The organism is Streptomyces sp. PKU-EA00015 (genome assembly GCF_013387495.1).
Lineage (GTDB): Bacteria > Actinomycetota > Actinomycetes > Streptomycetales > Streptomycetaceae > Streptomyces.
The window spans coordinates 150,202-172,546 of record NZ_JABZEE010000025.1 but is presented as its reverse complement, the minus strand read 5'-3'; the positions used below and the strand labels follow the sequence as shown (position 1 = coordinate 172,546).

Here is a 22,345-nt window from a genome sequence, read left to right as displayed (position 1 = left end):
CACACCCCCGAGGGGACCGCCGCCCCCTGACCTCGACCAGCCTCGCACGCAGGCACATACCGCGCATTTCGATCAGCGGCGGCTGCCATGCTTCGTGACGGCGCCCGCCGCGCGGGCCGACTCGTCCGCCGCTCCACCCGCTCCCACCAGGCCCTTCGAGACGTCGGCGAGCCTGGGCGCGAACCGCCGCACCTCCCGCTGGCCGACGGTCCCGATGACGGCGGGCAGGTAGCCGCGCACCGACTGCATGCCCCGCAGCCACCACTGCGCGTACACGTGCGCCGAGCGGCGTTCGATACCGGCCACGATGCGGTCCACGGCCGGACCCAGCGGATACGTGCGGTTCGCCGGCCACGGCAGCCGCTTGCGCAGGTCGCGCATCACGTCGTCCTGGTCCGCGCCGCGCACCATGTCCGTGTCCGTCCAGGACAGGTAGCCGACGCCGACCGTCACACCCCGGTAGCCGACCTCGGCACGCAGGCAGTGCGCGAACGCCTCCACGCCCGACTTGGACGCGCAGTACGCGGACATCATCGGCGCCGGCGTGATCGCCGCCAGCGACGCGATCTGAAGGAAGTAGCCACGGCTCTCCACCAGCACGGGCAGGAACGCCCGCCCCGTCACCGCGCTGCCGACCAGATTGACCTCGATCACGCGCCGCCAGGCCACCGGGTCGGAGTCGACGAACGGACCGCCCGCCGCCACGCCGGCGTTGGCGACGACGATGTCGACCTTGCCGAAGCGCTCCTTGACCTCCTGCGCGACCCGCGCCATGGCCTCGTGGTCGGTGACGTCCGCGTACCAGTGGTCGCACTCGGTGTGGAGGCGGGCCGCGACCTTCTTCAGCTCGTCCGGTTCGAGGCCGACGAGCGCGACCTTCGCCCCGCGGGCCGACAGCTTGCGGGCCAGCAGCTCTCCGACGCCGCGCGCCGCGCCGGTGACGACCGCGACCTGGCCTTCCAGGCTGCGCCTGCTCATGCGACCTCCTCCTTCGTGGTCAGGTACGTGCCGGCCAGCTCGCGGATCTTCCCGGTCACCGCCTCGGGCGCCTCGACCGGTGTCATGTGTCCCATGCCCGCGAGTTCCACCAGCCCGACGCAGTGCGGCAGGTCGAGGGCGAGCCGCTTGGCGTGCACCAGCGGCGTGAGCCGGTCCACCGTGCCCGCCACCACGACGGTCGGCACGGTCAGCGCCCGTACGCCCTCGTCGAGGTCGAGCTCGCCGAGCACGTGCGACCACGCCACGCGGGCCGTCCTCGGACAGGCGTGGACGATGCGGGCGCACGCGTCGACCCGCTCCGGCGACGAGCCGGGGGCCATGGTCGCGTACTTGAGGATGCGCCGGGACAGCGGCGTGACCGGCCCGAGCGGGGCGCGCGCACCGAGGATCAGGTGCGTGAGCCGGGTGCGCAGCGGACCGGGCCGCATGGGCACGACCAGCGACTCGGCGGTGAGCCGGGCGGCTCCGGTGCTGCACAGCAGCGCCGCGGCGGCGTGCTCGCGGAAGCCGGGACGCCGGGACGCGGCCATGATCGTCATGCCGCCCATGGAGTGTCCTGCGACGACGGCTCTCTCGCCCGGGGCGAGGGCCGCCGCGAGCACGGCCTCCAGGTCGTCGGCGAGCCGCTCGGTGCCGACGGGCCCGGCCGGGGTGCGGCCGTGACCGCGCTGGTCGTAGACGACGACGCGGTGGTCGGCGGCGAGGTCGCGTATCTGGGCGGCCCAGAAGAGGGTGGAGCAGGTCCAGCCGTGGGCGAGGACGACGGCCGGCGCGTCCTCGCGGCCGTGGACCTCGACGTGGATGCGGGAGCCGTCGGCGGAAAGCGCGGTCAGTTCGCGGTCGGCGACGGGGGGCGCATCGGTGCGCCGAGCGCTCCGGAGCAGGCGGCTCATGCGACGACCTCCGCGTCCTTCGTGTCCTTCGCGACCTGGGCGTCAGCGGCCGCGGCGGGAGCCGGGACCTTGCGGGCGCGGATCACCTCGTACTCGTCGAGGTCCACCCGCCGCGTCGCGCTGCGGAACTCGGTCGTCGTGCCCGGCCAGATGGTGGTGTTGCGGCCGTTGGCGTCGAGGTACCAGCTGGTGCAGCCGCCGGTGTTCCAGACGGTGCGCTTCATCCGTTCCTGCACGCGCCGGTTCCAGGCGTGCACGGCGGAGGGCCGGGCGGCGAGGACGCTGCCCTCGCCGAGCAGGGCGAGCTGGCGCAGATAGTCGGCCATGTAGTTCAGCTGCGACTCGATCATCAGGATCATGGAGGAGTTCCCGAGCCCCGTGTTCGGGCCGATGATCGTCATGAAGTTGGGGAAGCCCGCCGCGGACGCGCCGCGCAGCGATTCCATGCCGTCCTTCCACGCCTCCGCCAGCGTGATCCCCTCGGCGCCGACGACGCGTTCGGCGATCGGCATGTCGGTGACGTGGAACCCGGTGCCGAAGATGATCGCGTCGACCTCCGTCCTGGTCCCGTCCGCGGCGACCACGGTCGACCCGTGCACCTCGGTCAGCCCGGAGGCGACGACGTCCACATTGGGCTGCGCGAGTGCCGGGTAGTAGGTGCTGGAGAGCAGGATGCGCTTGCAGCCGATGCGGTACGAGGGCGTCAGCTTGGCGCGCAGCGCCGGGTCCTTGATCGCCTTGGCCATGTTGGCCTTGGCCAGCCGCTCCACGATCCCGAGCTCGCCCGGCCGCTTGGTGAACGCCTGGACCTGGAGCTCCCGAATGCCCCAGAGCAGGCCGCGCCGCGCGGCCCCGGTGAACGGCAGCCGACGGTGCAGCCAGCGCTCGGCCCCGGAGATCCTGCGGTCGATGCGCGGCATGACCCACGGGGGCGTGCGCTGGAACAGGGTCAGCCGGCCCACCTCGGGCTGGATCGCGGGCACGATCTGGATCGCCGACGCCCCGGTCCCGATCACGGCCACGCGCTTGCCGGTGATGTCGTAGTCGTGGTCCCAGCGGGCCGAGTGGAAGACCTTGCCCGGGAAGCCGTCCAGGCCGGGGATGTCGGGCGTCCTCGGGTCGGACAGCGGCCCGCTCGCGGAGACGACGACGTCCGCGGTGAACCGGCCCCGCGAGGTCTCGATGTCCCACCGGAGGGCGTCGCTGTCCCAGCGCGTCATCAGCACCTCGTGCTTCAGGCGCAGATGGGAACGGAGCCGGAAGGTGTCGGCGACGTGCTCCAGGTAGGCACGGATGTGCTCCTGCCCGGAGAAGGTGCGCGGCCAGTCGGGGTTGGGCGCGAAGGAGAACGAGTAGAGGTGGGAGGGCACGTCGCAGGCACAGCCCGGGTAGTCGTTGTCCCGCCAGGTGCCGCCGACCGAGTCCGCGCGCTCCAGGACGACGAAGTCGGTGATGCCTTCGCGGCGCAGCCGGACCGCGGCGCCGAGGCCACCGAATCCGGATCCGATCACCGCCACTCGTACGTGCTCGTGCTGCTCGGTCATACCGCTGCCTCCCGCTGAAACCGCTGAACGTCCCGGATCGCCGTACCGCAAAGAAACTGCCAGCAATCACTGGCATGGTTGGGAGGGTAGAGCAGCGGCATACCGAGCGGTAGGGGTCGGCGCCCACAAGTTACCGGTGGTACAACATAGGCTGCTGCTGTGACTGAGGCGCGCGAGTACCGCATGGAGGAATTGGCCAAGGAGGCCGGCATCACGGTGCGCACCCTGCGCTTCTACCGCGAGCGCGGCCTGATACAGCCACCTCGCCGCGAGGGCCGCATCGCCTGGTACGACGAACATCACCTGGCCAGGCTGCGGACGATCGCCGCCCTGCTGGAGCGCGGCCACACGCTCAACGGCATCGCGGACCTCGCGACCGCGTTCGAGAGCGGCCGGGACGTCGGCGAGGTCCTCGGCCTGGGCGAACCCACCGAGGAGACACCGGTCCGGCTCACCCCGGAGGCCCTCGCCGACTACTTCGAGGGCGAGGTCACCCCGGAGAACTTCGCCAAGGCGCTGGAGCTGGGCTACCTGGCGACCGACGGTGACGAGATCGTCCACATCAGCCGCAGGCTCCTGGACGTCTCGGCCGAGCTGGTACGGGAGGGCGTGCCGCTCGCGGCGGTCCTGGAGACGGGCCGCCGGGTCCGCACGCACGCGGACGCGCTGGCGGAACTGTTCATCGACATGCTCACGGCCCACAGCGCGGAGTCCGAGCTGGAGCGCCTGCGCCCGCTGGCCAAGAGCGTGGTCGACGCGGAGCTGTCGATGGCGATGGACCGGCGCCTGCGCACGCCGTCACCGGGCGAGGAGCACGAGAGCCGCGAGCACCCGGCCCCGGCCGGCCGGCCGGACGACGAGCCCGGCCGCCCGGACGCCGCTCAGAGTTCGTAGACGGCGCTCACCGGCGCGTGGTCGCTCCAGCGCTCGCCGTGCGTCGCGGCCCGCTCCACCCACGCCTTCACGGCCCGCTGCGCGAGACCGGGCGTCGCCACCTGGAGGTCGATGCGCCAGCCCGTGTCGTTGTCGAAGGCCCGCCCACGGTAGGACCACCACGAGTAGGGGCCCTCCTGGTCGGGGTGCAGGGCGCGCACCACGTCCACGTAACCGGCCTCCCCGTACACCCGGGTGAGCCAGTCGCGCTCCTCGGGGAGGAAGCCCGAGTTCTTCCGGTTGCCCTTCCAGTTCCTGAGGTCGGCCTCCTGGTGGGCGATGTTCCAGTCGCCGCAGACCACGACCTCGCGGCCGTCCGCGGCCGCCCGCTCCCGCAGCTCCTTCAGGTACGGCAGGAACTCGTCCATGAACCGCGTCTTCTCGTCCTGCCGCTCCGTGCCCACCTCACCGGAGGGCAGGTACAGGCTCGCGACGGTGACTCCGGGGAGGTCGGCCTCCACGTACCGGCCGGCGCCGTCGAACTCGCTCGACCCGAAGCCGATCCGCACCCCGTCCGGCTCGCGCCGCGTGTACAGGGCGACCCCCGCGCGTCCCTTCGCGGCGGCCGGGGCGTGCACCGTGAACCACCCCTCGGGGCTGCGCACCTCGGCCGGCAGCTGGTCGGCCTCCGCGCGCACCTCCTGGAGGCAGACCACGTCGGCGGAGGAGCCCGCCAGCCACGGGCCGAAGCCCTTCTTCGCGGCGGCGCGCAGCCCGTTCACATTCACGGAGGTCACGGTGAGCATTCCGGCAGCCTACCGACCCGGCCGGCCGGCCGGGTCGGTCCGCCGCCGCACCCGCTCCGGTGCGCATCCCCGTACGCTTTTCCGCATGCAGCTCAGAGCCATGGCGTTCGACCACCCCGACGCCGTCAAACTCAACGACCAGGTCCAGCTCGAGTACGTCGAGCGCTACGGGGACGGGGAGGGCGACGCCACCCCCCTCGACGCCTCGATGTTCGAGCGGCCGAGTGGCCTGTATCTCATCGCGTACGACGTCCACGAGCGCCCCGTGGCCACCGGTGGCTGGCGGACCCAGGACGAGAACCCGATGGGGTACTCGGACGGCGACGCCGAGCTGAAGCGCATGTACGTGGTCCCCGAGGCCCGCGGGCTCGGCCTCGCCCGCCGCATCCTCGCCGCCCTGGAAGAGGACGCCCGCGCCGCCGGCCGGATCCGGATGGTCCTGGAGACCGGCGACATGCAGCCCGAGGCGATAGCGCTCTACCGGTCCAGCGGCTACGAACCCTGCGCGAAATTCGGCCACTACCGCTGCTACGAGAGCAGCCTGTGCATGGCCAAACCTTTGACGCGCTCCTGACATAGCCGCGCCTTTCGTGGCACCCTGCCTCACGCACGTCCTTCCGCACCGCCTCGTCCCCCACCCCGCCCTCGTGCGCCACCGGGCGGGCACGGCAGAAGGAGACCTGCGTGAGACGCCATCGCACCATCGCCGGCACCGTGCTGGCCGTCACGGCCCTGTTCGCCGGGGCCCTGTCGGCCGCCTCCGCCGCCGCGGCCCCCGTTCCCTCTCCTCCCACCTCCACGCCCGCGTCCTTCGCCCCGAAGCAGGCGCCGACCGGCTTCTGGACCGCCGAGCGCATGCGCGCCGCCACCCCGCTCGACCTGATCCGCACCGTCCCCGGCTCGGTCAAGGCCCCCGCGCCCGGCGGCGAGAAGACGGTGATCGCGCCGACCGCGTTCCCGCAGCCCGGTGGTCCCTGGACCGGCGGCGGAGCCGTCGTGAAGACGTCGGGCCGGGTGTTCTTCACCTTCCAGGGCCGTACGGCGTCCTGTTCCGGCAACTCGGTCACCAGCCAGAACGGCAGCACGGTCATCACCGCCGGCCACTGCGTGAAGTACCAGGGCTCCTGGCACACCAACTGGGTCTTCGTCCCCGCCTACAACAACGGCCATGCCCCGTACGGACAATGGAGCGCGACGAAGACCCTGGCGACCGACCAGTGGGCGGCGAGCGAGGACATCAACTACGACGTGGGCGCGGCCGTCGTCGCCCCGCTGAACGGCAGGACGCTGGCGCAGACCGTCGGCGCGCAGGGCCTGCAGTTCAACGGCGGTTACAACAAGGCGATGTACGCCTTCGGCTTCCCCGCCGCCGCCCCGTACGACGGCAGCAAGCTGATCCACTGCAGCGGCAACAGCTCGAAGGACTTCCTCTTCTCGCAGGACCACAGCCTGGGCTGCAACATGACCGGCGGCTCCAGCGGCGGTCCGTGGTTCACCTCGTTCAGCGAGGCGACCGGCACCGGCCTGCAGGTCTCGGTGAACAGCTTCGGGTACACCTTCCTGCCCAACCGGATGTTCGGCCCGTACTTCGGCAACGAGGCCAAGGCGGTCTACGACAAGGCACAGGCCTCCTGAGCCCCTGTCCCGCACGGCCGGACCGGCTCACGGTCCGGCCGCACGGGGCCTGGCGGCCCCGGGTTCACGGCCCTCCGGCGGCCGCGCGCCCCAGCGCCACCGCGAGCAGGTTCGTCGCTGCGGCGGCGCCCGCGGCCAGAAGATCGTTCCCCGCCGCGCGGATGATCGTTGCCCACATGAGTTGCGCTTCAGTCCCGCGGCAGTGAGTCATCCGGAGCGTCAGCCGTGGACTTCGAGGGTCAGGTGTGGCCAAGCTGTGGCGAGTCGCGTCAGTTCATCGGCGGTCGGGGCGCTCGCGGCACGTAGGGACTGATTGGGCAGGAACCGGACGGTGGTCCCGGTCGCGCCGTCATGGGCGATTGGCGTCAGGCCGGTGACGGGGACGCCTTGTTCGTATCGCTGGGCCCAGGCTCCGTTGTGGCGGCGGTTGGTGTGGATCAGCTGGTTGCTGAGTGCGGCGACGACGGACATGCCGCGCCTGGGGTGTCCGTTGGGCAGTATCTGTGCATCGGGGTGGTCGAAGAAGCGCAGGTCCCTGGTCGCCATGATCGGCTTCTTCACGGCTTCGCCGCGGTCGTCGAGGCGTGTGTCCGTGCCGCGCCCGTCATCGCAGACGGAGACGGAGCCGTCGGCGTGGAGAGTGACGCGGCAATGTCCGCCGTTGTTGCGTTCAGCCTCATCAGCCGCATAGGCGACGACTTCGAGGATCAGGTGCCGGATGCCGTCAGGGGCGAAGAGGGCCGGGTTCCGGCGGATGTGTTGAAGGTGGTCGACGTCGACCGTGCTCGCCCAGTCATGCGTCGTGTTCTGCCAGGTGCCCCTTGAGCGCATCTCCATCCGAGAAGTATGCAGACGATGCTCGCGGATGCGTTGCGACGTAGTTGCTGTACTTCGCTGCTGTACGACGCCGAAGAGCCCCGATCGGATCTCTCCGATCGGGGCTCTCAGCTGCGGTGGACCTGTGGGGATTTGAACCCCAGACCCCCTCGATGCGAACGAGGTGCGCTACCAGACTGCGCCACAGGCCCTTGCAACGAGTGAAACTCTAGCATCCCCATCGGGGTGCTTGGAAATCCGTTCCCCCCTGGTCACGGATGCCGCCGGGGCGGCGTCACTCGTTGGCCGCGCGCGGCCGGTCCTCGTCCGCGTACTGATCGAAGAGCGGCGTGCGGCCGCGGTCACGGGAGCGGCGTTGCTGGGGAGGCCGCCGGCCCGCCGGCGGCTCCGCGGTCGGTGCCGGCGCGGCCGGGGTCGTCGGCTCCGCGGCCGAGGAGCGGGCCGCGCTCCACGTCTCCGGATCGCTGACGTCCACACCGCTCGACGCGCGCGGGGCGACGGGAGCGGTGACGTACGTCGGCAGCGGCACGGGAACGGGGTCCCAGCTGTCGCCGGTCGCCGGGCCGCGCTGGCGCTGCTGATCCACCCACTCGGCGTGGTCGGTCTGCTCGACCAGCGCCCGGCGCCCGGCCTCCTGCGGGGAGAGCCTCGGCGCCGGCTCCGGCTCGGCGTGCGCGGCGGGCTCCTCGTCGGGCTCCGGCGCGCCGACGGGCGGCTGGTGGCGGCGCGGCCGGTTCTCCCGCAGCCGCTGTGCCGCGGCCTCGGCCTGCCTGCGGTCCATGACGTACGCGAAGCGCCGCCGCTCCTGGGTCCGCAGATGCACGATGTAGATGCTCAGCAGGACGGCCGGGGCGCCCGGCGCCCACAGGAAGCCGAGTCCGCCGATCGCCGCGACGACCGCACCGGCGGTGAAGGCGACGAACAGGACCGACGTCGTCCGTCTGCGGCGGGCCAGTACCTTGCTGCGCCGGGCCCGCTCGACGGCGGCGCGGCTCTGCCGCTGCCGCGGGGCCGGGCGCCGGGCCGGCGGACGGCCCGGAGGGTCGGCGTCCGAGGTCGCGCCGGACGACGCGTCCTGGCGCACTTCGGTTCGGGGCGCGGCGAAGGCCCGGACGTCCACAGAACTCAGCCGGTCCGTGGCGGCATCCGGGTCCACGTCGTGCTCGGGCCCCTCTGCGGTGCGTTCCCGCAGCTCCTTGGCGTACCGGCGCTCCATCCCCGCCCGGCCGGACAACAGCCGGATGGCGGTGGAGAAGCGTTCCGTGGGACGGGCTTCGTTGAGCTCGTCCTGCCTGCGGAGCCACATCGGCACCAAGTAGGCGGCCCAGGCCCCGACGATGACTGCGTAGATGAGGCCGCTGCTGCTCACGCATCACACCGTAGAGGGATTCGCGCAAGGGCATCCGCCAATTGGCCCGGTGTGTCGCACGATCTGGCTGATACAACCGACTTTTTTTGTGATTACTCAGACCAGTTCGCGTTCCGCGACAACCGGGCGGCGATCAATTTCGAACACTTATTTTATTTCCTGTGCCGTCCCGGATGCCGTTCCGGGTGTTCCGGGTGCCGATCCAGGTCGTGCCTGGTGCCAGCGGGTCAGAAGTCCCTCCGGGACTTCCTCGACCGTCAGCGCGAAGACAAGATGGTCACGCCACGCACCGTCGATGTGGAGATAGCGGGGCCGCAGCCCCTCCTCGCGGAATCCGAGTTTCTCCACGACCCGGCGGCTGGGCACGTTCTCGGGCCGGATGCACACTTCCATCCGGTGCAGTCCCACCGTACGGAAGCAGTGGTCCACGGCGAGAGCCACCGCCGTGGGCATCACGCCGCGGCCCGCGACGTCCCGGTCGACCCAGTACCCGACATGGCCCGAGCACATGGAGCCCCAGGTGATCCCGGCGACGGTCAACTGCCCTACGAGACGCCCGCGGTACTCGATGACGAACGGCAGTATCCGGCCCGCGTTCGCCTCCGACCGCAGGTGGCGGACCATCTGACGGAAGGTCGGGCGCTGCGTGGCCGGGCCGCCCGGGGCGGGCGGCGGGATCGTGGCCTCCCAGGGCCGCAGCCAGTCGCGGTTGCGGCGGTTGACCTCGCGCCAGTTCCGCTGGTCGCGCATCTTTATGGGGCGCAGGACGACATCGCCGTCCGCGAGGACCACGGGCCAGGTCACGTTCATGACGTCGGTGACGACTGGTCCGCCGGACGTGGATGGTCCCCGCCGCGGATCTGGTCCACTGCATGGCGCAGGACCCCCTCCAGCACCGCCAGCCCGTCGCGCACTCCTCCTGTGGAGCCCGGCAGGTTGACGATCAGGGTGTGGCCGGCGACACCGGCGACGCCGCGCGAGAGCACGGCGGTGGGCACCTTGTCCCGCCCGTACGCCCGGATCGCCTCCGCGATGCCGGGGACCTCATGGTCGAGCAGCGCGCGTGTGACGTCGGGTGTGAGGTCGGTGGGCGAGATGCCGGTACCGCCCGTGGTGAGGATGACGTCGTAGCCGTCCTCTACCCCCGCGCGCAGCGCCTCGCCGACCGGGTCGCCGTCGGGCACCACGCGGGGGCCGTCGACGGCGAAGCCGAGGACGGTGAGCCTCTCGGCGATCAGCGGGCCGCCCTTGTCCTCGTACACCCCGTCGGAGGCGCGGTTGGATGCGGTGACGACCAGGGCCCGGTACGGCGCGGTGGCGTGGGCGGCGGTGGTCATGACTGTGCTCCCTCGCGTGTCCAGTCGCCGGACTTGCCGCCCGTCTTCTCCTCGACGCGGATGTCGGTGATCACGGCCGCCTTGTCGACCGCCTTCACCATGTCCACGACGGTGAGCGCGGCGACGGAGACAGCGGTGAGGGCCTCCATCTCCACGCCCGTGCGGTCCGTCGTCTTCACGGTGGCCGCGATCTCGACCGCGTCGTCCGTGACCGACAGGTCCAGCTTCACGCCCGAGACGGCGAGCGGGTGACAGAGCGGGATCAGGTCGGGCGTGCGTTTCGCGCCCATGATCCCGGCGATCCTGGCCGTGGCGAGCGCGTCGCCCTTCGGGACGCCCTCACCGCGCAGCAGCTCCACGACCTGCCGCGATACGAGGACGCGCCCGGTCGCCCGCGCGGTGCGGGCGGTCACGTCCTTCTGGGAGACGTCCACCATGCGGGCGGCCCCCGCCTCGTCGATGTGCGTCAGCCTGCCTTGCGTACTCATCTGCTGTGGCGCTCCCGGTCCGGTCCCCTCAGGGCCTTGTGTGCGCAGACACGCTACCGCCACGCAGCGCCTCTCACCCCAGGAGGACCACGTCGACCTCGGCGCCGGGCTCCACGGAGGTGTCGGTCTCCGGGACGATGATCAGGCAGTCGGCCTGCGCGAGGGCCGCGATCAGGTGGGAGCCGGAGCCCCCGACCGGGGTGACGCTGCCCGCTCCGGCGTCGTAGGTCCCCCGCAGGAACTGTCGCTTGCCGGCCGGGGACGACAGTGCCTTGTCCGCCTTGAGCGCGGCTCTGACCTTCGGGCGGTGCACGTCCGGCAGGCCCATCAGCGTGCGGATCGCGGGCCGGACGAACAGCTCGAAGGACACGTAGCTGGACACCGGATTGCCCGGAAGGGCCAGCAGAGGCGTGTGGTCGCGGCCGATGGAACCGAAGCCCTGCGGCTTGCCCGGCTGCATCGCAAGCTTGCGGAAGTCGATCCCGCTGCCGGGCACGTCCTCGTCACCGACGTCACCGACCGAGGCGAGCGCCTCCTTGACCACGTCGTACGCGCCGACGCTCACACCGCCCGTGGTCACCAGCAGATCGGCGCGGATCAGCTGGTCCTCGATGGTGGCGCGGAGCGTCTCGGCGTCGTCGGTGACCGCGCCGACCCGGTAGGAGATCGCGCCGGCGTCGCGGGCTGCGGCCGCCAGAGCGAAGCTGTTGGAGTCGTAGATCTGGCCCTCGGCCAACTTCTCGCCGGGCTGGACCAGTTCGCTGCCGGTCGACAGGACGACCACGCGCGGGCGGGGACGCACCCGCACGGTCCCGCGGCCGATCGCGGCGAGCAGCCCGATCTGCGGCGGGCCGAGCACCGTACCCGCGGCGAGTGCGAGATCGCCCGCCTGCACATCGCTGCCGCCGGCCCGCACATGGGCCCCCTCCTGGGCGGGCCGGTGCACCCGGACCTCGCCGCTCGCGCCTTCGGGGGCCTCGCCGGCCGGGCGCATCGTGCTCGCGGCCCCGCCTCCGGCGCCGCCGTCGGTCCACTCGACGGGGACGACGGCCTCGGCTCCGGGCGGCAGGGGCGCGCCGGTCATGATGCGCGCGGCCTGGCCGGGGCCGACGGTGGGAAGCTCGCCGCTGCCGGCCGCCACGTCGCCGATGACGGTGAGCACGGCGGGGAACTCCTCGCTCGCACCCGCCACATCGGCGACCCGGACCGCGTAGCCGTCCATGGAGCTGTTGTCGAAGGGGGGCAGCGCGACCGGGACGGTGACGTCCTCGACCAGGACACAGCCCTGCGCGTCCGGCAGCTGGAGCTCGATCGGGTCGAGCGGCCGGATCGCGGCGAGGATGTCCTCCAGGTGGTCGTCAACCGACCAGATCGTGCTGCTCACGGTCCTACATCTCCTCGGTCACAAAGCTGCGAAGCCAGTCCCGGAACTCCGGGCCCAGGTCTTCACGTTCGCACGCGAGTCTGACAATGGCACGCAGATAGTCGCCACGGTCACCTGTGTCATAGCGGCGGCCCTTGAAGATCACCCCGTGCACCGGGCCGCCGGAGCGTCCCGCCTCCTCCACGGACTGCTCCGCCTCGGCGAGCTTCTGGATGCCGTCGGTGAGCTGGATCTCGCCGCCGCGGCCCGGCTCGGTCTCGCGCAGTATCCCGAAGATCGCGGGGTCGAGGACGTAACGGCCGATGATCGCCAGATTGCTGGGGGCCTCGGCGGGGTCGGGCTTCTCGACCAGGTCCGTGATCTTCACGACGTCGCTGTCACCGGTGGGCTTCACCGCGGCGCAGCCGTACATGTGGATCTGCGCCGGGTCGACCTCCATCAGCGCGACGACGCTGCCGCCCTCACGCTCCTGGATCTCGATCATGCGCGAGAGCAGCGGGTCGCGCGGGTCGATCAGGTCGTCGCCGAGGAGGACGGCGAAGGGCTGGTCCCCGACGTGCGGCTCGGCGCACAGGACGGCGTGACCGAGCCCGCGTGGGTCGCCCTGGCGCACGTAGTGCATGGTGGCGAGGTCGCTCGACTCCTGAACCCGCGCGAGGCGTCCGGCGTCGCCCTTGCGGGAGAGCGCCTCCTCCAGCTCATAGTTGCGGTCGAAGTGGTCCTCGAGGGGGCGCTTGTTGCGACCCGTGATCATCAGGACGTCGGAGAGGCCGGCCGAGACCGCCTCCTCGACGACGTACTGGATCGCGGGCTTGTCGACCACAGGCAGCATCTCTTTGGGAGTGGCTTTCGTGGCAGGCAGGAACCGGGTGCCGAGGCCTGCGGCGGGGATGACAGCCTTGCTGATCCTGGAGTGCGACTGAGTCATGCGGAGCACCATATCCGCTGAATATGGGCGGAAGATGATGCTCCGGTTAACTTCATCCTCATAGAGACGTATACGAGAGGTTTACAGACGACCAATGGGCAACGAAATGTCCGGAAAGACTGTGCTTCGCGCCGAACTCCTCGGGGCGCGACGGCTTCTGTCCGCCGATGACGCGAGCGAGGCGGCGGCCGCTCTCGCCCGGCACGCGCTCCTGCTGCCCGAGCTGGCCGAGGCCGGCACCGTCGCCGCATACGTCTCCGTCGGACGCGAGCCCGGCACGCGTGCACTGCTCGACGCGCTGCTCGGGCGCGGCACGAGGGTCCTGCTTCCGGTCCTCCTTCCGGACAACGACCTCGACTGGGGCGTCTACCGCGGCCCTGGTCACCTGGTGCCCGCCGGACGCGGCCTGCTGGAGCCGGACGGCGAGCGGCTGGGCCCTTCGGCCGTCGTCGGCGCCGACGCCGTGCTGCTGCCCGGGCTGGCCGTCGACGCCGAGGGTATGCGGCTGGGGCGCGGCGGCGGCTCGTACGACCGCGTGCTGGCCCGGCTCGCCATGGCCGACGCCGATCCGGCCCTCGTCGTGCTCCTCTACGCGAACGAGGTGGTCGCGCGGGTCCCGGTGGAACCGCACGACCACCCCGTCCACGCCGTGGTCACGCCTCAGGGGGTGCGCCGCTTCACTGGGCCTGCCCGCCCGGCGGGACGAGCTTGAGCGTGTCGACGGTCGCGGCGTCCACCGCCTGGGCGCCGTAGACCCAGTCGAGCAGCTCGCCCTCGGCCCACTTGTCGGTCTGGTCGGTGTAGTGGGCGCTGTAGGCGTGGCCCGACGCCCCGGTCAGATTGATCCACCGGGACTTGTCCCACTCGCCGACGGTGACGACCATCCGCATCGACGGGACCCACACGACGCCGTAGCCGCCTGCCGCGTTCCAGCCGGTGGCGTTGACCGCGGCCTCGCCGCCGCCCAGGTTCCACGGGCCCCGGTTGAGCACGAACTGCAGGAAGCCCGGCCCTTCGGTGCCCAGCGTCTGGTTCCTCAGCGTCAGCTGGTGCAGTCGGCCCCAGGTCCAGCTGGAGGCGTCCTTGCCGAGCTCCGCGGTCAGCTCCCAGCGGGCGTCCTCCATGGCGCGGGCGAGGAGCCCGTCACGGGTGTCGGTCGCCTCGTCCGTACGCGTCTCCGGCGTGCGCCACCACTCGTTGCCCTCGTCCTTGAGCAGCCGGCGCACCACCTCGTACCAGCGGTCGCCGCCGTCGGGCTGCGCGGAGTCGCCGTCCCGCTGGCCGCATTCGCGCACCCGCTCGGTCAGGTCGTCGTCCGGCGCGGTGCTGTCGGCGGGCAGCACGTTCAGACACTCGCCCTCGACCCGGAGCTCCTTGGGGAGCTTGTTGCCGAACGCCAGCTTGAGCACGTTGCGCCACACGGCGTTGAAGTACGCGGCGGCACCGGAGTCCGGTTCCTGTGTGTAGTCCCAGCCCTCCAGCAGCTTCTGCGCCTCGCGAACGTACGGGTCGGAGACGTCGATCTTCAGCAGGTAAGGCGTCAGCAGCTTGGCGATCTCGCTGCTGTTGTCCATCTGCATGGTGCGCATGTCTTCGGTGGAGACCTTGCCGCCGCCCCGGATCTTGGACTCGATGAGGTCGTTGATCCGCTGGCTCCGGGCGCCGTAGCCGTAGTCCTCGGTGATCAGGTACGGGTACTTCTTCGCGTCGACGACCGCCTGGTTCGCGGTGACGATGTAGCCGCGCTCCGGGTTGTACTCGTAGGGCAGCTCGTCGAAGGCGATGTAGCCGTCCCACTTGTACTTCGGGTCCCAGCCGGGCGCGGGCGTCGTGCCGTCGCCCTCGGCGCGCAGCGGGATCTTGCCCGGCGCCTGGTAGCCGATGTTGCCCTTGGTGTCGGCGTAGACCAGGTTCTGCGAGGGCACCTCGAAGTCGCGGGCGGCGCGGCGGAAGGACGGGAAGTCCCTGGCCTGGTTGAGCTCGAAGACGGCGTCCATCGACTTGCCGGGCTGCAGGGCCGTCCACTGCAGGGAGACCGCGTAACCGGTGCCGCGGTCGGGTGCGGCGTTGGACACCGGAGCCCGCTCGCCGACCTTCTCCAGTTCGTCGCTGCGGTCGGAGACCAGCGGGCCGTGCTCCGTGGAGCGGACCCTGATCGTCTTGTCGGAGCCGCCGGCGACCTTGATGACCTCCGTGCGGGTGGTCAGCTTCTTCTCCCGGCCGCCGACGAGATAGTTGTCCCCGCTGAGCTTCTCCAGGTAGAGGTCGGTCACGTCGGCGCCGAGGTTGGTGAAGCCCCAGGCGATGTCCTGGTTGTGGCCGATTATCACGCCCGGCATACCGGAGAAGGTGTAGCCCGCGACGTCGAACGAACACCGCTCGGAGACCGTGCGGCAGTGCAGGCCCATCTGGTACCAGAGGGACGGCAGCTGAGGCGCGAGGTGCGGGTCATTGGCCAGCAGGGGCTTGCCGGTCGTCGTGTAGGCCCCGGAGACGACCCAGGAGTTGGAGCCGATGCCGTTGCCGCTGGGGCCGAGCAGTGCGGGGATCGCGTCGAGGGTGTCGGAGAGCGCGCCCAGCTGGGAGTTCAGCCCCTGGCCCGCTCCGGCCGCGCTGCCCGCGCCGCCGAGCGCCTCACCGCTCCCGTCGGAACCGCTGCCGGCCGCACCGTCGTCCGCCGAGCCGGAGGGCTTGGCGGCGGGGTCGTACTTGCCGGTGACCGGGTCGATCCCGCCCCGCCGCACTATCGGCTCGTTGCGGTCGTAGGGGTACGGCGGGTACAGGTCGCGGATCTGCTTCTCGCTGAGCCTGCTGGTGAGCAGCGAGCGGTCGATCTCCTCCTGCATGTTGCCGCGCAGGTCCCAGGCCATCGCCTTGAGCCAGGCCACGGAGTCGACCGGCGTCCACGGCTCGGGCTCGTAGTCGTTGGTGAAGGCCAGGGCCGCGTACTCGACCGACAGTTCCTCGGCCGAGCGGCCCTTGAGGTACGCGTTGACGCCGTCCGCGTACGCCTGGAGGTACTTCTTCGTCTCGGGCGAGAGCTTGGTGTCGTACTCCTGCTGCGCCACCCTGCGCCAGCCGAGCGTGCGCAGGAAGGCGTCCGTCTCGACCTGCCCCGAACCGAACATCTCGGAGAGCCGGCCCGCCGTCATGTGCCGGCGGACGTCCATCTCCCAGAAGCGGTCCTGCGCCTGGACGAAGCCCTGGGCGCGGAACAGGTCCTCGTCGCTGTCCGCGTAGATCTGCGGAATGCCGTGGCCGTCGCGTTTGACCTCGACCTGGCCGCCGAGGCCCGCGAGTTCGATCGTGCCGTTGGTGGTGGGGAACGAGGCGCGAACTGTACTGACGCTCCAGTAGGCCCCGTAACCGACACCCGCGACGAGCGCCAGCACCAGGACGAGCACGAGCAGTCGGGCGCGTCGCCCCTTCTTCTTCTTGGGGGAAGAGGCGGTTGTGTTGGCGGGCATCGCTGTCCTTCGAGGGGCAGGGTGGTCCTGGGAATGCTGAGGCAACTCTAGGCGCAGCGCCCCACCGGCCCAGACGCGGTATCCACAAGGCCGTCCCCGCAGTCGGACAAAAAGATCATCGCGCCATCAAGGAAACGTTAAAGATTAGGTAAGGTAACGAAGTGTCGCCACCGGTACGAAGATCTCCGGTATGAGGGCGCGAGGGGAAGGATCGGCCACTGACTGTCCACCAGCTCAACGAACTCCTGCTCATCTGCTCGCTCGTCCTGCTCATCGCCGTCGCTGCGGTGCGCATCTCGTCCCGCAGCGGGCTGCCCAGCCTGTTGCTGTATCTCGGGATCGGGATCGCGATGGGCCAGGACGGCCTGCTCGACGTCCACTTCGACGACGCCGAACTGACGCAGGTGATCGGTTATGCCGCACTTGTGGTGATCCTGGCCGAAGGTGGCCTCGGCACCAAGTGGAAGGAGATCAAACCCGCACTGCCCGCGGCCGCTGCGCTGTCGACGGTCGGTGTCGCGGTGAGCGTGGGCATCACGGCCGCGGCCGCTCACTACCTCGTCGGCCTGGAATGGCGACAGGCGCTGATCATCGGAGCGGTCGTGTCCTCCACGGACGCGGCGGCGGTCTTCTCCGTCCTGCGCAAGGTGCCGCTTCCGGCCCGGGTGACAGGCGCCCTGGAAGCCGAGTCCGGCTTCAACGACGCCCCGGTCGTCATTCTGGTCGTGGCCTTCTCCTCGGCCGGCCCGATCGACCACTGGTACACCCTCGTCGGGAAGATCGCGCTGGAACTGGCGATCGGCGCGCTCGTCGGACTGGCCGTCGGCTGGCTCGGCGCGTTCGGGCTGCGCCACGTCGCACTGCCCGCGTCCGGCCTGTACCCCATCGCCGTCATGGCCATCGCCGTGGTCGCCTACGCGGCCGGCGCCATGGCGCACGGCAGCGGCTTCCTCGCCGTCTATCTCGCCTCCATGATCCTCGGCAACTCCAAGCTTCCCCACGCGCCCGCGAACCGCGGTTTCGCCGAGGGCCTCGGCTGGATCGCACAGATCGGCATGTTCGTTCTGCTCGGACTGCTCGTGACGCCGCACGAGCTGCTGCGGGACTTCTGGCCCGCGGTGGTGGTCGGCCTGATACTGACGGTGCTCGCCCGCCCGGTGGGAGTCCTCGTCAGCCTCATGCCGTTCCGCATCCCGTGGCAGGAGCAGGTACTGATGTCCTGGGCCGGCCTCCGCGGCGCCGTGCCCATCATTTTCGCGACGATCCCCATGGTCTCCGGCGTCGAGGGCAACGACCGGATCTTCAACATCGTCTTCGTGCTGGTCGTCGTCTACACACTGGTCCAGGGCCCGACGCTGCCGTGGCTGGCCAGGGCACTGCGGCTCGGTGATCCCTCCGAGGCCGCCGACCTCGGCGTCGAGTCGGCCCCGCTGGAGCGGCTGCGCGGCCATCTGCTGTCGGTGGCCATCCCGGACAGCTCCAAGATCCACGGCGTGGAGGTCGCCGAGCTGCGGCTGCCCTCCGGTTCGGCGGTCACTCTCGTGGTGCGCGAGGGCAAGACCTTCGTGCCGCTCCCGTCGACCGTGCTGCGGCACGGCGACGAGCTGTTGGTCGTGGCCACCGATCCGGTCAGGGACGCCGCGGAGCGGCGGCTCAGGGCCGTCAGCCAGGGCGGAAAGCTGGCCGACTGGCTGGGCACCGGAGGCGGCTCCAGGTGACGGTGGACCGTGGACTGCGCAGCCTTCTGTGGCCAGGAGCTGTTCAAACCCAGGAATAGACGGGGTGATCTCTGTCATTTCCCAGGTGGACGTGGCAGGAATCCCTGTACCATGAAGGCACACTGATCGACCAACTCTGCCTGACGCAGAGCTGGCGCGACCGTATGGCGGCCGCGGCGTCCCCCGAGCGGACCCCGGTATCTACCGCAGTTCCGCGCAAGAGGACAGCTCTCGGCGGCTCCCGACACCCAGGGGAGCGCTACCAGGCGGCAGAAAGGCAAGGGGCCGTGGCGTCCACGGTCGCTTCTGGCAGGCGTCCTGGTTACGGACAGCTGCTCCGCACCCCCGGAGTCTGGACGTTCCTGCTCCCCGGTTTCGCTGCCCGGCAGCCCTTCGCGATGCTCACGATCGGCATCGTCCTGCTCGTCCAGCACACCACCGGTTCCTACGGCAGCGCCGGTGCGGTCGCCGCCGTCACCGGCGTCTCCATGGCGCTGTTCGCCCCGCAGAGCGGAAGGCTCGCCGACCGCTTCGGCCAGCGCGCGGTCCTGCTGCCTGGGGTCCTGGTGCACACCGTCTCCGTCGCCTCGCTGACCGCACTGGCCCTCGCGGGCGCTCCGCTGTGGGCCCTGTTCGCCGCCGCGGTGCCCACCGGTGCGTCGGTGCCGCAGATCGGACCGATGGTGCGGGCCCGCTGGGCCGCCCGGCTCCAGGGCTCGCCCCTGATGCAGACCGCCGCCGCCTTCGAGTCGGTGACGGACGAGTTCACCTTCGTGGTCGGCCCGGTCCTCGCCACCGCCCTGTGCACGGGCGTGCACCCCGCCGCCGGCCTGATCGCCGAAGCGGCGCTCACGCTGGCGGGCGGCCTGCTGTTCGCGGCCCAGCGCCGCACTCAGCCTGCTCACGGCCACCAGAGCGCCGAGCTGCGCGCGGAACGTACGTCCGCGCTCTCCGTACCCGGCGTGCGGGTGCTCGCCGTCGCGTTCCTGGGCATCGGCGCGGTCTTCGGCGGCATGCAGGTCTCGCTGACCGCCTTCACCGAGGAGATCGGGCAGCCGGGCATGAACGGTCTGCTCTACGGTCTCTTCGCCGCGGGCAACATGCTGGCCGGCATCACCGTGGGAGCCGTCGCCTGGAAGAGCGGACCGCGCCGCCGGCTCGTCGTCGGCTACGCGGCGCTCACGGTCGCCGCGTCCCTCCTGTGGACGGTGAACTCCGTGGCTCTGCTGGGCACGCTCGGCCTGGTCGTCGGCCTGTTCATCGCACCAGCCCTGATCAGCGGCTACACACTGGTCGAGTCGCTGGTGCCCGCGTCCGCCCGCACCGAGGCCTTCACCTGGCTGACGGGCGCGGTGGCGCTCGGGCAGGCGGCGGCCGTGACAGCGGCCGGACGGCTTGCCGACGGCTACGGCGCGAGCGCCGGATTCGTCGTCCCGCTCGTGGGCACGGGGCTGGCGCTGGCCACCCTGCTGACACTGCGGTCACGCCTCGCGCCGACGGCCGGCGGGCGGGTGGCCGCACGTGGGATCGGTCACCGAGTGCCGGTGACGGTGGACTGATCCAGCGGAATACGTCACTATGGATCGTCGTTAGCACTCATCGAGTGAGAGTGCCAGGAGGAAGACAAGTGCCGACCTACCAGTACCAGTGCACCGAATGCGGCGAGGGCCTCGAGGCGGTGCAGAAGTTCACCGACGACGCCCTGACCGTATGCCCGAGCTGCGACGGACGCCTCAAGAAGGTGTTCTCGGCGGTCGGCATCGTCTTCAAGGGCTCCGGCTTCTACCGCAACGACAGCCGTGGCTCGTCGTCGAGCAGCTCGCCTGCCTCGTCGAGCTCGAAGTCGTCCGAGTCGAAGTCGTCCGAGTCGAAGTCGTCCGAGTCGAAGTCGTCCGAGTCGAAGTCGTCCTCGACCACGACCTCGTCGTCGAGCTCCGCTTCGTCCTCCTCGACGAGCGCCTCGAGCGCCTCCGGCTCCGCCGCCTGATCCTCACGATGCGCCGACCCCGCCGTGGCAGTGGCCACGGCGGGGTTCTTGGCGTTTTCGCGTCCGGCTACTGTGATCGCCATGGCGACCAACGCGCACCCGAACGCAGGCTCCGACAGCGGTTCCGGTTCTCCTGACGGCTCCGGCTCCGCCCGCGCCGAGATCGGCGTGATCGGCGGCTCCGGCTTCTACTCCTTCCTGGACGACGTCACCGAGATCCAGGTCGACACCCCCTACGGCGCTCCCAGCGACTCGCTGTTCCTCGGCGAGATCGCCGGCCGCAAGGTGGCCTTCCTGCCCCGCCACGGACGCGGCCACCACCTGCCGCCGCACCGCATCAACTACCGGGCCAACCTCTGGGCGCTGCGGTCGGTGGGTGTACGCCAGGTGCTCGGACCGTGCGCCGTGGGCGGCCTGCGGCCGGAGTACGGCCCGGGCACACTGCTCGTGCCCGACCAGTTCGTGGACCGTACGAAGTCCCGGGCCCAGACCTACTTCGACGGGCTGCCCCTGCCGTCCGGTGAGGTGCCGAACGTCGTGCACGTCTCGCCCGCCGACCCGTACTGCCCGCGGGGGCGCAAGGCGGCCCTGGAGGCGGCGCGCGCACGCGACTGGGAGCCGGTGGACGGCGGCACGCTGGTGGTCGTCGAGGGGCCGCGCTTCTCGACCCGTGCCGAATCGCGCTGGCACGCCGCGATGGGCTGGTCGGTGGTCGGCATGACCGGGCACCCGGAGGCGGTGCTGGCCCGTGAGCTGGAGCTCTGCTACACGTCGATGACCCTCGTCACGGACCTGGACGCGGGGGCGGAGGCGGGCGAGGGCGTCTCCCACGAAGAGGTCCTGAAGGTGTTCGCCGCCAATGTGGACCGGCTGCGGACCGTGCTGTTCGACGCGGTGGCCGCGCTGCCGGCGAACGAGGACCGCATCTGCACGTGCGGGAACGCGCTGGCGGGGGTCGATCCGGGCATCGAACTGCCGTAATCACCCTCAGGGGTTGCCGAGTTGTCCACAAGCCGGGGGCTGTCCACAGGCTTCGGCAGGGTGGGGCCGGAAAGCGGATCGTGAGGAGCGGTCGGACACGGGCAGCAGGCCCGGTCCACGCCCCATGACAGGCGGTGTTCGGCATGTCGCTGTACTCCTCTTCCGGTCCCGGCTCCTCTTCGTCCTCCGGCCCCGGCTCCTCCTCCGCTCCAGGCTCACTCACCGACGCAGACAACACTTCCGGTCCCGACTCCCTCGCCGGCCCCGCGACACCGTCGGCCACTTCCGCCGTCTCGGCGCGGGCGTCGTCCACGCCGCCTTCACCGGACTCGCCGGCCGACCCGTCGGGTCCGGTGACCGCTCCGCAGACCGCTCCGTTCACGCTCCCGCAGACCGCTCCGTTCACCCTCCCGCCGACCGCTCCGTTCCCTCTCCCGACGGCCGCTCCGTTCACCGTCCCGGCGGGATTCTCCATGGCGTCGTCGCCGGCTCCGGAGCCCCTCGGTGTGCCGCAGTTCGCGCCGCTGCGGGTGCGCGGTGGCAGCCGTCGGCTGCGGCGGGCGCTGCGCAGGCAGCGGCGTGCGATGGCCGCCGGGCTGGCGGTGACGGCCGCGGCGCTGGCCGCTTCGGGCGCGCGTGGCCCGGACGATCCGGGCGGCGGGTCGGGGCCGCATGGCCAGGCGACCCCGGGCACGGGGGCCTTGGCGGCCGCTGCTCCGGCGCGTGAGAGCCGCCCTGGTGACGTTCTGGTGTCGGCTCCCGTGCGGATCGCCGACGCGGCGACGGTCCGGCTGCTGCGGCCGGGAGACCGGGTCGATGTGATCGCAGCCGCCGATTCGCCGCCGGGTGGGGATTCGCCGGCGAAGGTCGTGGCCTCCGGAGTCCGGGTCGCCGCAATCCCGCGAGCGGGCGAGGACCCGGCCGGCGGCGGCGCGTTGATCGTACTGTCCGTTCCGCGAACCACCGCCGCCACGCTGGCCGGAGCCGGGGCGACGTCCCGACTGGCGGTGACAGTGTGCTGACGTTCGGCACACCGACTCGTACTGACGCAACGCCAGGTTGCCTGTCGGCGAGTGCGGATTGGACAGGGCGGCCGGGG

The 22,345-nt window shown here is 71.2% G+C and carries 21 protein-coding genes and 1 tRNA gene; 9 read left to right on the top strand and 13 right to left on the bottom strand.

Features of this window, described 5'->3' with window-relative positions; all coding sequences use genetic code 11:
- Nucleotides 1-72 precede the first annotated feature (72 nt).
- Genes HW130_RS17565 through HW130_RS17555 form a run of 3 tightly spaced genes read right to left on the bottom strand, consistent with a single transcriptional unit; the run spans nucleotide 73 to nucleotide 3,436 of the window.
- A complete protein-coding gene (locus tag HW130_RS17565; RefSeq protein WP_177150534.1) occupies nucleotides 73-978 on the bottom strand; it encodes an SDR family oxidoreductase in 906 nt (301 codons plus the stop codon).
- Entirely contained in the window at nucleotides 975-1,892 is a 918-nt protein-coding gene (locus tag HW130_RS17560) for an alpha/beta fold hydrolase (protein ID WP_177150533.1), read from the bottom strand. Before HW130_RS17560 ends, HW130_RS17565 begins: the two co-directional genes overlap by 4 nt.
- Nucleotides 1,889-3,436, bottom strand: a complete 1,548-nt coding sequence (locus tag HW130_RS17555) for an NAD(P)/FAD-dependent oxidoreductase (RefSeq protein WP_177150532.1) — start codon at nucleotides 3,434-3,436, stop codon at nucleotides 1,889-1,891. Before HW130_RS17555 ends, HW130_RS17560 begins: the two co-directional genes overlap by 4 nt.
- Before the next feature lie 183 nt (nucleotides 3,437-3,619).
- On the opposite strand from HW130_RS17555, the gene HW130_RS17550 reads away from it, so the two are divergent.
- Nucleotides 3,620-4,330, top strand: a complete 711-nt coding sequence (locus HW130_RS17550) for a MerR family transcriptional regulator (protein ID WP_177150567.1) — start codon at nucleotides 3,620-3,622, stop codon at nucleotides 4,328-4,330.
- On the opposite strand, the gene HW130_RS17545 is transcribed toward HW130_RS17550, so the two are convergent.
- Nucleotides 4,318-5,115 (bottom strand): exodeoxyribonuclease III, encoded by a 798-nt coding sequence (locus tag HW130_RS17545; protein ID WP_177150531.1) that lies wholly within the window; start codon nucleotides 5,113-5,115, stop codon nucleotides 4,318-4,320. The genes HW130_RS17550 and HW130_RS17545 overlap by 13 nt on opposite strands.
- Nucleotides 5,116-5,200: 85 nt before the next feature.
- On the opposite strand from HW130_RS17545, the gene HW130_RS17540 reads away from it, so the two are divergent.
- Together HW130_RS17540 and HW130_RS17535 are read left to right on the top strand one after the other, a co-directional pair.
- A complete protein-coding gene (locus HW130_RS17540; RefSeq protein ID WP_177150530.1) occupies nucleotides 5,201-5,689 on the top strand; it encodes a GNAT family N-acetyltransferase in 489 nt (162 codons plus the stop codon).
- A gap of 110 nt (nucleotides 5,690-5,799) precedes the next feature.
- Nucleotides 5,800-6,750, top strand: coding sequence for a serine protease (locus HW130_RS17535; RefSeq protein ID WP_177150529.1), 951 nt, complete (start codon nucleotides 5,800-5,802; stop codon nucleotides 6,748-6,750).
- Between the two features lie 219 nt (nucleotides 6,751-6,969).
- On the opposite strand, the gene HW130_RS17530 is transcribed toward HW130_RS17535, so the two are convergent.
- The 8 genes from HW130_RS17530 to galU form a co-directional block, all read right to left on the bottom strand.
- Nucleotides 6,970-7,587: an ATP-binding protein gene (locus tag HW130_RS17530; RefSeq protein WP_177150528.1), complete on the bottom strand. Its 618-nt coding sequence runs from the start codon at nucleotides 7,585-7,587 to the stop codon at nucleotides 6,970-6,972.
- A 117-nt stretch (nucleotides 7,588-7,704) separates the two neighbouring features.
- Nucleotides 7,705-7,778, bottom strand: a tRNA-Ala gene (locus HW130_RS17525).
- Nucleotides 7,779-7,861: 83 nt separating this feature from the next.
- A complete protein-coding gene (gene glpR / locus HW130_RS17520; protein ID WP_177150527.1) occupies nucleotides 7,862-8,956 on the bottom strand; it encodes a gephyrin-like molybdotransferase receptor GlpR in 1,095 nt (364 codons plus the stop codon).
- A 147-nt stretch (nucleotides 8,957-9,103) separates the two neighbouring features.
- Nucleotides 9,104-9,766: a GNAT family N-acetyltransferase gene (locus tag HW130_RS17515; RefSeq protein WP_177150526.1), complete on the bottom strand. Its 663-nt coding sequence runs from the start codon at nucleotides 9,764-9,766 to the stop codon at nucleotides 9,104-9,106.
- Nucleotides 9,763-10,293, bottom strand: coding sequence for a molybdenum cofactor biosynthesis protein B (locus HW130_RS17510; protein WP_177150525.1), 531 nt, complete (start codon nucleotides 10,291-10,293; stop codon nucleotides 9,763-9,765). The genes HW130_RS17515 and HW130_RS17510 overlap by 4 nt, the downstream gene beginning before the upstream one ends.
- Nucleotides 10,290-10,781, bottom strand: a complete 492-nt coding sequence (gene moaC / locus HW130_RS17505; RefSeq protein ID WP_177150524.1) for a cyclic pyranopterin monophosphate synthase MoaC — start codon at nucleotides 10,779-10,781, stop codon at nucleotides 10,290-10,292. The genes HW130_RS17510 and moaC overlap by 4 nt, the downstream gene beginning before the upstream one ends.
- A 73-nt stretch (nucleotides 10,782-10,854) precedes the next feature.
- A complete protein-coding gene (gene glp / locus HW130_RS17500) occupies nucleotides 10,855-12,165 on the bottom strand; it encodes a gephyrin-like molybdotransferase Glp (protein ID WP_177150523.1) in 1,311 nt (436 codons plus the stop codon).
- A 4-nt stretch (nucleotides 12,166-12,169) separates the two neighbouring features.
- Nucleotides 12,170-13,093 (bottom strand): UTP--glucose-1-phosphate uridylyltransferase GalU, encoded by a 924-nt coding sequence (gene galU, locus HW130_RS17495; protein WP_177150522.1) that lies wholly within the window; start codon nucleotides 13,091-13,093, stop codon nucleotides 12,170-12,172.
- A gap of 94 nt (nucleotides 13,094-13,187) precedes the next feature.
- Here galU and HW130_RS17490 point away from each other — a divergent pair, with 94 nt between their 5' ends.
- A complete protein-coding gene (locus tag HW130_RS17490) occupies nucleotides 13,188-13,805 on the top strand; it encodes a 5-formyltetrahydrofolate cyclo-ligase (RefSeq protein WP_177150521.1) in 618 nt (205 codons plus the stop codon).
- Here the strand turns inward: HW130_RS17490 and HW130_RS17485 are convergent.
- Nucleotides 13,771-16,560 (bottom strand): penicillin acylase family protein, encoded by a 2,790-nt coding sequence (locus HW130_RS17485; protein WP_177150520.1) that lies wholly within the window; start codon nucleotides 16,558-16,560, stop codon nucleotides 13,771-13,773. The genes HW130_RS17490 and HW130_RS17485 overlap by 35 nt on opposite strands.
- A 218-nt stretch (nucleotides 16,561-16,778) precedes the next feature.
- Between HW130_RS17485 and HW130_RS17480 the strand changes: the two genes are divergently transcribed.
- The 5 genes from HW130_RS17480 to HW130_RS35955 all read left to right on the top strand — a co-directional run bounded on the left by HW130_RS17480 (nucleotide 16,779) and on the right by HW130_RS35955 (nucleotide 22,268).
- A complete protein-coding gene (locus tag HW130_RS17480) occupies nucleotides 16,779-18,278 on the top strand; it encodes a potassium/proton antiporter (protein ID WP_177150566.1) in 1,500 nt (499 codons plus the stop codon).
- Between the two features lie 287 nt (nucleotides 18,279-18,565).
- Nucleotides 18,566-19,837 (top strand): MFS transporter, encoded by a 1,272-nt coding sequence (locus HW130_RS17475; protein ID WP_177150519.1) that lies wholly within the window; start codon nucleotides 18,566-18,568, stop codon nucleotides 19,835-19,837.
- Nucleotides 19,838-19,905: 68 nt separating this feature from the next.
- Nucleotides 19,906-20,265, top strand: coding sequence for an FmdB family zinc ribbon protein (locus HW130_RS17470; protein WP_177150518.1), 360 nt, complete (start codon nucleotides 19,906-19,908; stop codon nucleotides 20,263-20,265).
- A gap of 81 nt (nucleotides 20,266-20,346) precedes the next feature.
- Complete coding sequence (locus HW130_RS17465; protein ID WP_177150517.1) at nucleotides 20,347-21,246, top strand: S-methyl-5'-thioadenosine phosphorylase; 900 nt, start codon at nucleotides 20,347-20,349, stop codon at nucleotides 21,244-21,246.
- A 506-nt stretch (nucleotides 21,247-21,752) separates the two neighbouring features.
- A complete protein-coding gene (locus tag HW130_RS35955) occupies nucleotides 21,753-22,268 on the top strand; it encodes an RcpC/CpaB family pilus assembly protein (RefSeq protein WP_309140463.1) in 516 nt (171 codons plus the stop codon).
- Nucleotides 22,269-22,345: the final 77 nt, after the last annotated feature.